The sequence below is a fragment of the Herbaspirillum rhizosphaerae genome (genome assembly GCF_046025915.1).
In the GTDB taxonomy this organism is placed as follows: domain Bacteria; phylum Pseudomonadota; class Gammaproteobacteria; order Burkholderiales; family Burkholderiaceae_D; genus Herbaspirillum; species Herbaspirillum rhizosphaerae_A.
Window position 1 is genome coordinate 58,360 of sequence record NZ_JAQQFR010000019.1, and the last position, 8,401, is coordinate 66,760.

General features: G+C 58.7%; 5 protein-coding genes. 4 read left to right on the forward strand and 1 reads right to left on the reverse strand.

Annotated elements, in window-relative coordinates:
• Positions 1-54: 54 nt before the first annotated feature.
• A complete protein-coding gene (locus tag PQR63_RS22410) occupies positions 55-1,395 on the forward strand; it encodes a TolC family outer membrane protein (protein WP_408170347.1) in 1,341 nt (446 codons plus the stop codon).
• An 11-nt stretch (positions 1,396-1,406) separates the two neighbouring features.
• Here the strand turns inward: PQR63_RS22410 and PQR63_RS22415 are convergent, their stop codons facing one another.
• Positions 1,407-2,039 (reverse strand): TetR family transcriptional regulator, encoded by a 633-nt coding sequence (locus PQR63_RS22415; RefSeq protein WP_408170349.1) that lies wholly within the window; start codon positions 2,037-2,039, stop codon positions 1,407-1,409.
• A gap of 478 nt (positions 2,040-2,517) precedes the next feature.
• Here PQR63_RS22415 and PQR63_RS22420 point away from each other — a divergent pair, with 478 nt between their 5' ends.
• From PQR63_RS22420 to PQR63_RS22430, 3 genes are read left to right on the forward strand one after another with little or no spacing between them, the layout of a single operon-like run.
• Complete coding sequence (locus tag PQR63_RS22420) at positions 2,518-3,753, forward strand: efflux RND transporter periplasmic adaptor subunit (RefSeq protein ID WP_408170351.1); 1,236 nt, start codon at positions 2,518-2,520, stop codon at positions 3,751-3,753.
• An 11-nt stretch (positions 3,754-3,764) separates the two neighbouring features.
• Complete coding sequence (locus PQR63_RS22425) at positions 3,765-6,911, forward strand: efflux RND transporter permease subunit (RefSeq protein WP_408170353.1); 3,147 nt, start codon at positions 3,765-3,767, stop codon at positions 6,909-6,911.
• On the forward strand, positions 6,904-8,364 hold the full coding sequence (locus PQR63_RS22430) for an efflux transporter outer membrane subunit (RefSeq protein ID WP_408170355.1): 1,461 nt from the start codon (positions 6,904-6,906) through the stop codon (positions 8,362-8,364). The genes PQR63_RS22425 and PQR63_RS22430 overlap by 8 nt, the downstream gene beginning before the upstream one ends.
• The last annotated feature ends 37 nt before the right edge of the window (positions 8,365-8,401 follow it).

Consider the following 8,401-nt stretch of genomic DNA (forward strand, 5'->3'; position numbering starts at 1 on the left):
CCTGAATAGCCGAACCACGGCTATTTATCCTCTATCCCCGTGAAAATCCTGCGCATGCCCTCTGCTCCTCCCCAAATCTCTACCCGTGTCCGAATCCTGACAGCCGGCATCCTGTCGGCAACACTGTTTACCGCGTTGACAGGCTCCAGTCACGCCGCCGATCTGGTACAGGTTTACCAGCAAGCACTGGCGAATGATCCGGTGTATCAAAGCGCGCGTTATTCGCTGCGCGCCGGTGAAGAGAAAATCACGCAAGGCCGTGCCGCCCTCTTGCCTACCGTCGGCGTCAACGGCAGCTATACGCGTTCCGGCGACACCATGCAGAACTCGGCCAACACTTACACGCTGCAATTGACGCAGCCCTTGCTGCGCATAGCCAGCTGGGAGACTTACCGTCAGGGGAAGTTGTCGGTCGCCGTCAGTGAAGCGCAATTTGCACAGGCGCAGCAAGATCTGATTCTGCGCGTCGGCCAGACGTATTTTGATGTCTTGAGCGCTCAGGATGCGCTGAGTTTTTTAGGTGCACAAAAGATCGCGATCTCCGAGCAACTGGCCTCGGCAAAACGCAACTTCGATGTCGGCACGGCAACCATCACCGACACCAATGAAGCGCAGGCACGCTACGATCTTGCCAATGCGCAGGAAATCGCGGCGCAGAATGATCTCGAAGTCGCGCTCAGCAAGCTGCAGCAAATCATCGGCCAGGCGCCGACGCCGCTGTCGACTCTGCGCACCAAGGTACAGCTGAGCATGCCGCAACCAGCGGTGATCGATCCCTGGATCAGCAGCGCAGAGCAACAGAACTACAACGTTCTCGTCCAACAGGTTTCGCTGGAAATCGCCCAGAGCGAAATCAAGCGCAACCGTGCAGGTCACTATCCCACCGTCGACCTGACGGCCGGGCGCAATTACACCAATCAGAACAGCCAACTGACGCCCTACACCAACGGTCGCGGCTATGCCAACTCCATCGGCGTGCAGTGGAATATCCCGCTCTACTCCGGTTTCAGCGTGAGCAGTAAAGTCGACGAGTCAATTGCGCTGGCCGACAAGGCACGCTCGGATCTGGAGAACGCACGCCGCACCGCCGTCCTCAATGTGCGGCAGGCCTATCTTGGCGTCAGCAATGGTTTGTCGCAGGTAAAGGCTTACGAAGCAGCGGAAGTGTCCAGCTTATCGGCGCTGGAGTCGAATCGCCTCGGCTATCAGGTCGGCGTGCGCATCAACATCGATGTGTTGAACGCGCAGCAACAACTGTTTTCTACACGCCGCGATCTGGCCAAGGCGCGTTACGACACGCTGATGAATGGATTGAAACTGAAGTCGGCCGCAGGCAGCCTGAAAGAAGAGGATCTTGCGCAAATCAATCAATTGCTCGGTCCACCTGCGCCGTAAATAGCCAGCGATCAGTTTCTCAGTGTCGGCGCCGTCTTGACCGCGTGGATACAGGCGGTGAGCACGTTCTCAGCCTCTTTTTCAAGATCGAAACTGGCGGGCGCAAAGAACCAGTCGGCTAGCAAGCCGCTGAACATCGCATGGGTCATCAGACAGGCACGACGGATGTTGAGATCGGGTGCCAGTTGGCCGCGCGCGATGGCGTTTTTGAGAATTTGCTCCATGCGCAACATACCCTGCATGTGGCATTCGCGCTGGCGCATGAGAATCGGATCGTTGTTGTCGACAAATTCGCATTTATTGAAGATGATATCGAATACTTTGCGACAGCGCGGATCGGTGGCGGCTTGCTTGAGCACATACACCCCGCCCTTGATGAATTCGCCGAGTGGATCGGTAACGCGCTCATCGGCGTTGTCTTCCATCATCGCTTCCATCGGCAAACGCACGCGGTCGCACATGGCGTCGAACAGATCGCTTTTGTTTTTGAAGTGCCAGTAAATGGCGCCGCGCGTCACATCTGCCGCTTTGGCGACATCGGCCAGCGAAGTATGCGAAACGCCGCGTTCGTAAAATACCTGCTCTGCAGCATCGAGGATGCGCGAACGGGTTTCGAGGGCTTCTTCCTTGGTCGAGCGCGCCATATCAGGCGGCCGGACAAATAGTTGGTGTCATTACAATCTCCGTGCACCGTCGTTGTGCAATAAAGACAGACCTTCGCAATTTCCTTTGACAAGGAGTCTGTTTCGCGAAAGTCTGCATGTTTCCGCATTGTTTTGTAGGTATTGCGAAAGATTACGATACATTCCCGCAATACATACATACAAGAATGTATGTATAATAGCACCGGATTTCAATAGCTGCTGTTGGTTTTACCCTACCCGCTGTCTTTTCTGCACTGCAACAATTTTTGCGTTATCTTCTTGTTTCTGTCGTTCCGTCGTTTTCTTTCGATTTTCTTTCTGTTTTATTCTGTTGCACCCCGTATTACCGGTCGTATCTCCGGCTTATTGCCAGCTGTATTGCCAATCGTATTGCCAGTTGCATCGATCCTATTCGTGACCGTATTCGAATCACCCGCTGCTGTAGCAGCTTCAACTTTACTTACCGTGCGAGATATTTATGAGCTCAGTTAGTCGTTTCACGCGCCTCACCCTGACCGTTGCCGTGATGGCCGCCTTTGCAGGCTGTGGTCAAAAACCGAATGCCCAACCTGGAGCAGGCATGCCGCCTGGCGAAGTCTCCGTGGTCACCATCGCGCCTGAACAAATCACCATCAGCAATGAGCTGCCTGGCCGTCTGGAAGCGACCCGTATCGCCGAAGTACGCGCCCGTGTCGCAGGTATTATTCTCAAGCGCACCTTCCGCGAAGGTAGCGAAGTCAAGGCTGGCGAAGTGCTCTATCGCATCGACCCGGCAACCTTCAAAGCCAACTACGACAGCGCGCAAGCCACACTGGCAAAGAGCCAGGCTTCGCTGACACAAGCATCGCTGAAAGCGCAACGCTACAAACCGCTGGTCGAAGTCAACGCCGTCAGCAAGCAGGAATATGACGACGCCGTCGCCGCACAGAAACAAGCGGAAGCCGATGTCGCCGCCGGCAAGGCAGCCGTGCAGACTGCTGGTCTGAGCTTGGGCTACGCCACTGTGACATCGCCAATCTCGGGCCGCATCGGCCGCGCGCTGGTGACTGAAGGTGCATTGGTCGGCCAGGGCGACGCCACCCAACTGGCGGTCGTGCAACAACTCGATCCGATCTACGTCAACCTGACGCAGTCGAGCACCGATTTGCTCAAGCTGCAGCAAGCCATGTCCGCCGGTCAGTTGAAGACCGTCGGCAAAGACAAGGCCAAGGTGACACTGGTGACCGAAGACGGCCGCACTTACCCGCAATCGGGCAAGCTGCTGTTCTCTGACGTCAGCGTCGATGCGACCACCGGCGCGGTGACCATCCGTGCGGAATTCCCGAACCCGAACCGTACCCTGCTGCCGGGCATGTATGTGCGCGCCAAGCTGGAACAGGCAATCGATGAGCAAGCCATCATCGTCCCGCAACAGGCCGTCATGCGCGACCTGAACGGTTCGACCGTATTTGTGGTTGGCGAAGACAACAAGGTTGCTGTGCGTCCGGTCAAGACCGGCGCGGCACAGGGCAACAACTGGGTTGTTACCGAAGGCCTGAAAACCGGTGACCGCGTGATCGTCGAAGGTGTCCAGAAGACCAAGCCGGGCGCACCGGTGAAGCCGGTCCCATGGAAGGGTCCTGTCGGCGATACATCTGCATCCGCAGCAGCACCGGCCGCAGGTGCTGCCGCTCCGGCGCCAGCCAAGCAGGACGCCGCAACCAAAGCTAACTAAGAGGCTGTCAGATGGGAAAGTTCTTTATTGATCGCCCCGTTTTTGCGTGGGTGTTAGCAATCTTCATCATACTGGCGGGCGCGCTGGCCATTACCGGCCTGCCCGTCTCCCAGTATCCGAGCATTGCGCCGCCGACCATCGTGGTCACGGCGACGTATCCGGGCGCGACCGCGCAAACCCTCGACGATTCGGTGACCAGCCTGATCGAACAGGAAATGAACGGCGCCGACGGCTTGCAATACATGGAGTCGCAAAGCCAGGCCAACGGCCAGGTGCAAATCACGGTGACCTTCTCGCCGGACACCAACGCCGATCTGGCCGCGGTGGACGTGCAGAATCGTCTGAAGCGCGTGGAAGCGCGTCTGCCGGCGGCTGTGACGCAACAAGGTGTGCAAGTCACCAAGTCGCGCAGCAACTTCCTGCTGTTTATCGGCCTGTCGTCGACCGACGGCAAACTTGATCCTGTGGCGCTGGGCGACTATCTGTCGCGTAACGTCCTCAATGAAGTCAAACGCGTTCCTGGTGTTGGTCAGGCGCAGTTGTTCGGTACCGAACGCGCGATGCGCATCTGGATCGATCCGAACAAACTGATTGGTCTGAACCTGACACCAGCCGACGTCACCGCAGCCATCACCGCACAAAATGCGCTGGTTGCCGGCGGTACGCTGGGCGCGTTGCCAAGCCCGACCTCGCAGCAGATTTCTGCGACCGTGGTCGTCAACGGTCAACTGACCAGCCCGGAACAGTTCGGCAATATCATCCTGCGCGCCAATGCGGACGGTTCGTCGGTGCGCATGCGCGACGTCGCCCGCATCGAAGTCGGCGGACAGTCGTATGACACTTCCGGCCGCCTCGACGGCAAGCCAAGCTCGTTCATCGGCGTGCAGTTGTCGCCGACCGCGAACGCGCTGGGTACCGCCACCGCCGTGCACAAGAAGATGGAAGAGCTGTCCAGGTATTTCCCGGCCGGTGTGAAGTACACCATCCCTTACGACACCTCCAAGTTCGTCAAGATCTCGATCGAAGAAGTGGTCAAGACCCTGATTGAAGCGATCGTGCTGGTGTTCCTGGTGATGTTCCTGTTCCTGCAAAACATCCGTTACACCATCATCCCGACGATCGTGGTGCCGGTGGCGCTGATGGGTACGTTTGCTACCCTGTTTGTCTTCGGCTTCTCGATCAACGTGCTGACCATGTTCGGCATGGTGCTGGCGATCGGTATCCTGGTCGATGATGCGATCGTGGTGGTGGAAAACGTTGAACGCATCATGAGCGAAGAAGGTCTTTCGCCCAAGGAAGCGACCCGCAAGGCGATGGGCCAGATCACCGGCGCGCTGATCGGTATCACGCTGGTGCTGATTGCGGTGTTCATCCCGATGGCATTCTTCGGCGGCGCGGTTGGCGCGATCTATCGCCAGTTCTCGCTGGCGATGGTAGCGTCCATGGTGTTCTCGGTGCTGATGGCGTTCACGCTGACGCCAGCACTGTGCGCCACCATTCTGCTGCCGGTCGAAAAGGGCCATCATCACGAAAAGAGCGGCTTCTTCGGCTGGTTCAATCGCCGCTTCAACAAGACTGCCTCCGGTTACCAGGGTTTCATCGGCAAGATGCTGACCAAGGCCGGTCGTTACATGATTGTGTACGCCCTCATCCTCGGCTGCGTGGGCTTGCTGTATGTACGCCTGCCAGCTTCGTTCCTGCCGAACGAAGATCAGGGCTACATCATCACCAACGTGCAGTTGCCGCCAGGTGCCAGCACCGGCCGTACGCTGGAAGTGATCAAGACCATCGAAAACTATTACCTCAAGCAGCCTGCGGTCGAGCACGTTGTCGCGATTGCCGGTTTCAGCTTCTCGGGTAACGGTCAGAATGCAGGTCTGGTGTTCACACCGCTGAAGGACTGGAGCGAGCGCGACAAGACGCAATCGGCTGACGCCGTTGCAGGCCGCGCTTTCGGTGCCTTCTCGCAGATCAAGGATGCGATCGTGTTCCCGCTGAACCCGCCGCCTATCCCGGAACTGGGTAACGCCACCGGTTTCACCTTCCGTCTGCAGGACCGCGCCGGTCTGGGACACGCTGCGCTGGTACAGGCACGTAATCAGATCCTCGGCATGGCGTCGCAAAGCAAGGTGCTGGCAGGTGTCCGTCCTGAAGGTCTGGAAGATGCGCCGCAACTGCAACTGGACATCGACCGCGACAAGGCCAACGCATTGGGCGTACCGTTCTCGACCATCAACAGCGTGCTGTCCACGGCCTTGGGTTCGTCTTACGTCAACGATTTCCCGAATCAGGGTCGTCAACAACGTGTGATCGTCCAGGCTGATGCCAAGCGTCGTCTGCAACCGGAAGATCTGGCCGGCTTGTATGCCCGTAACAGCGGTGGAACCATGGTGCCGTTCTCGGCCTTCACCACCTCGAAGTGGATCAACGGCCCTGTGCAGCTGATTCGCTATAACGGCTATCCGGCAATGAAGATCGCCGGCGGTGCAGCACCTGGCCGCAGTACCGGTGAAGCGATGTCGGAAATGGAAGGTTTCGTTGCCAAGCTGCCTCCTGGCTTCGGTTTCGAATGGACCGGCCAGTCGCTGGAAGAAAAGACCTCCGGATCGCAAGCGCCTGCACTGTATGCGCTGTCGCTGATTGCCGTGTTCCTGGTACTGGCTGCGCTGTACGAAAGCACCTCGATTCCGCTGGCGGTGATGCTGGTGGTGCCGCTGGGTATTCTCGGCGCACTGCTGGGCGTGACACTACGCGGCATGCCTAACGACGTGTACTTCAAGGTCGGGATGATTGCGGTGGTGGGTCTGTCGGCGAAGAACGCGATTCTGATCATCGAGTTCGCCAAAGACTTGCAGGCGCAAGGCATGGGCCTGATCGAAGCGACGCTGGAAGCGGTTCACCTGCGCTTCCGTCCGATCATCATGACCTCGCTGGCGTTCATCCTCGGTGTGCTGCCATTGGTTATCGCCAGCGGCGCAGGTTCCGCCAGCCAACGCGCCATCGGTACCGGCGTGATGGGCGGGATGATCACGGCGACCGTACTGGCCGTGTTCCTGGTCCCGGTCTTCTTCGTCGTCGTGCGCAAGATCTTCAAAGGCAGCCAAGCCAAGCCGGACGCTGCCCATCACAATATCGATGTGGAGGATAAGAATGTTTAAGTTTTCAACCCTGCGCTCGACAGGCAAACTGACTCACCTCAGCGCAGCATTGCTGGTAGTCGGTGTTCTGTCCGGCTGCACGCTGGCGCCGACCTACCAGCGCCCGCAAGCGCCGGTCGAAGGCACCTACCCGGCCGACGCCAAGGGCCAGGCCGCGTACGACGCGGCCACCTTGGGCTGGCGCCAGTTCTTCCCTGATCAGCGCCTGCAAGCACTGATCTCGGCGGCACTGGAAAACAACCGTGACCTGCGCACAGCCGCCCTGAACATCGAGGAAGCACGTGCGCAGTACCAGATCTCCCGCGCCGACTTGCTGCCAACGCTGAACGCCACCGGCAGCGAATCCCGTACCCGTTTGTCGGCCAGCCAGTCGACTACCGGGGCACCGCTGATCACCAAGAGCTATCAGGTCGGCCTCGCTATTCCGGCCTATGAGCTGGACTTCTTCGGCCGCGTCCGCAGCTTGAAGGATGCGGCGCTGTCGACGTATCTGTCGACCGAAGAAGCCAAGCAATCGGTGCAAATCAGCCTGGTGTCGCAAGTGGCCCAGGCTTACCTGACCGAACGTTCCTATGCCGAGCAACTGAAGCTGGCGCAACAAACACTGGAAAGCCGTCAGTCCAACCTCGGCCTGGCGCAGAAACGTTTCGACGTCGGCGCCTCGTCGGCACTTGATCTGCGCCTGTCCGACACGCTGGTGCAATCGGCCCGCACGTCGGTAGCAACGCTGCTGCGCCAACGCGCTCAGGCTGAAAACGCCCTGACGCTGCTGGTCGGCACCACCGTCAAGGATCTGCCAGCAGGCCAGGATCTGTCGCTGCAAAACATCGTTACCGACATCCCTGCCGGCGTGCCGTCGGATCTGCTGTCACGCCGTCCGGACATTCGCTCGGCCGAACAGAAGCTGTTGGCCGCCAACGCCAATATCGGTGCAGCCCGTGCAGCGTTCTTCCCGCGCATCAGCCTGACCGGCTCCTTCGGCAGCGCCAGCAGTTCGCTGGGCGGTTTGTTTAACTCCGGTTCGGGCGCCTGGTCGTACGGCCCGCAACTAAGCCTGCCGATCTTCGACTTCGGTCGTAACAGCGCCAACCTGGATCTGTCGGAAGTACGCAAGAACCAGGCGATCGTGACCTACGAGAAGACCATTCAAACGGCCTTCCGCGAAGTCGCCGATGCGCTGGTGGCACGTGGCACGCTGGACGAACAGATCGAAGCTCAGGAAGCCTTCCTGAAAGCACAACAGGAACGTCTGAACCTGACCGACCTGCGCTACAAGAACGGCATCGCTTCTTCGCTGGATCAACTGGACGCGCAGCGCGATTTGTTCTCGGCACAGCAATCCTTGATTCAGGCGCGTCAGTTGCGTCTGAACAATGCGATTGATTTGTATCGTGCGTTGGGGGGCGGGTTGAATGAGACGACGATGGGGGCCGCACCGGCGGAACCGAAGTAAGTTGCTCAAACAGCCGCTAAAAAAACGCCCCTTTTTT

Bases quoted from the DNA above. Each gene is read 5' to 3' on its own strand.
- PQR63_RS22425 (WP_408170353.1), top strand. From the start codon at position 3,765: ATGGGAAAGTTCTTTATTGATCGCCCCGTTTTTGCGTGGGTGTTAGCA.
- PQR63_RS22430 (WP_408170355.1), top strand. From the start codon at position 6,904: ATGTTTAAGTTTTCAACCCTGCGCTCGACAGGCAAACTGACTCACCTC.
- PQR63_RS22415 (WP_408170349.1), bottom strand. From the start codon at position 2,039: ATGGCGCGCTCGACCAAGGAAGAAGCCCTCGAAACCCGTTCGCGCATC.
- PQR63_RS22420 (WP_408170351.1), top strand. From the start codon at position 2,518: ATGAGCTCAGTTAGTCGTTTCACGCGCCTCACCCTGACCGTTGCCGTG.
- PQR63_RS22410 (WP_408170347.1), top strand. From the start codon at position 55: ATGCCCTCTGCTCCTCCCCAAATCTCTACCCGTGTCCGAATCCTGACA.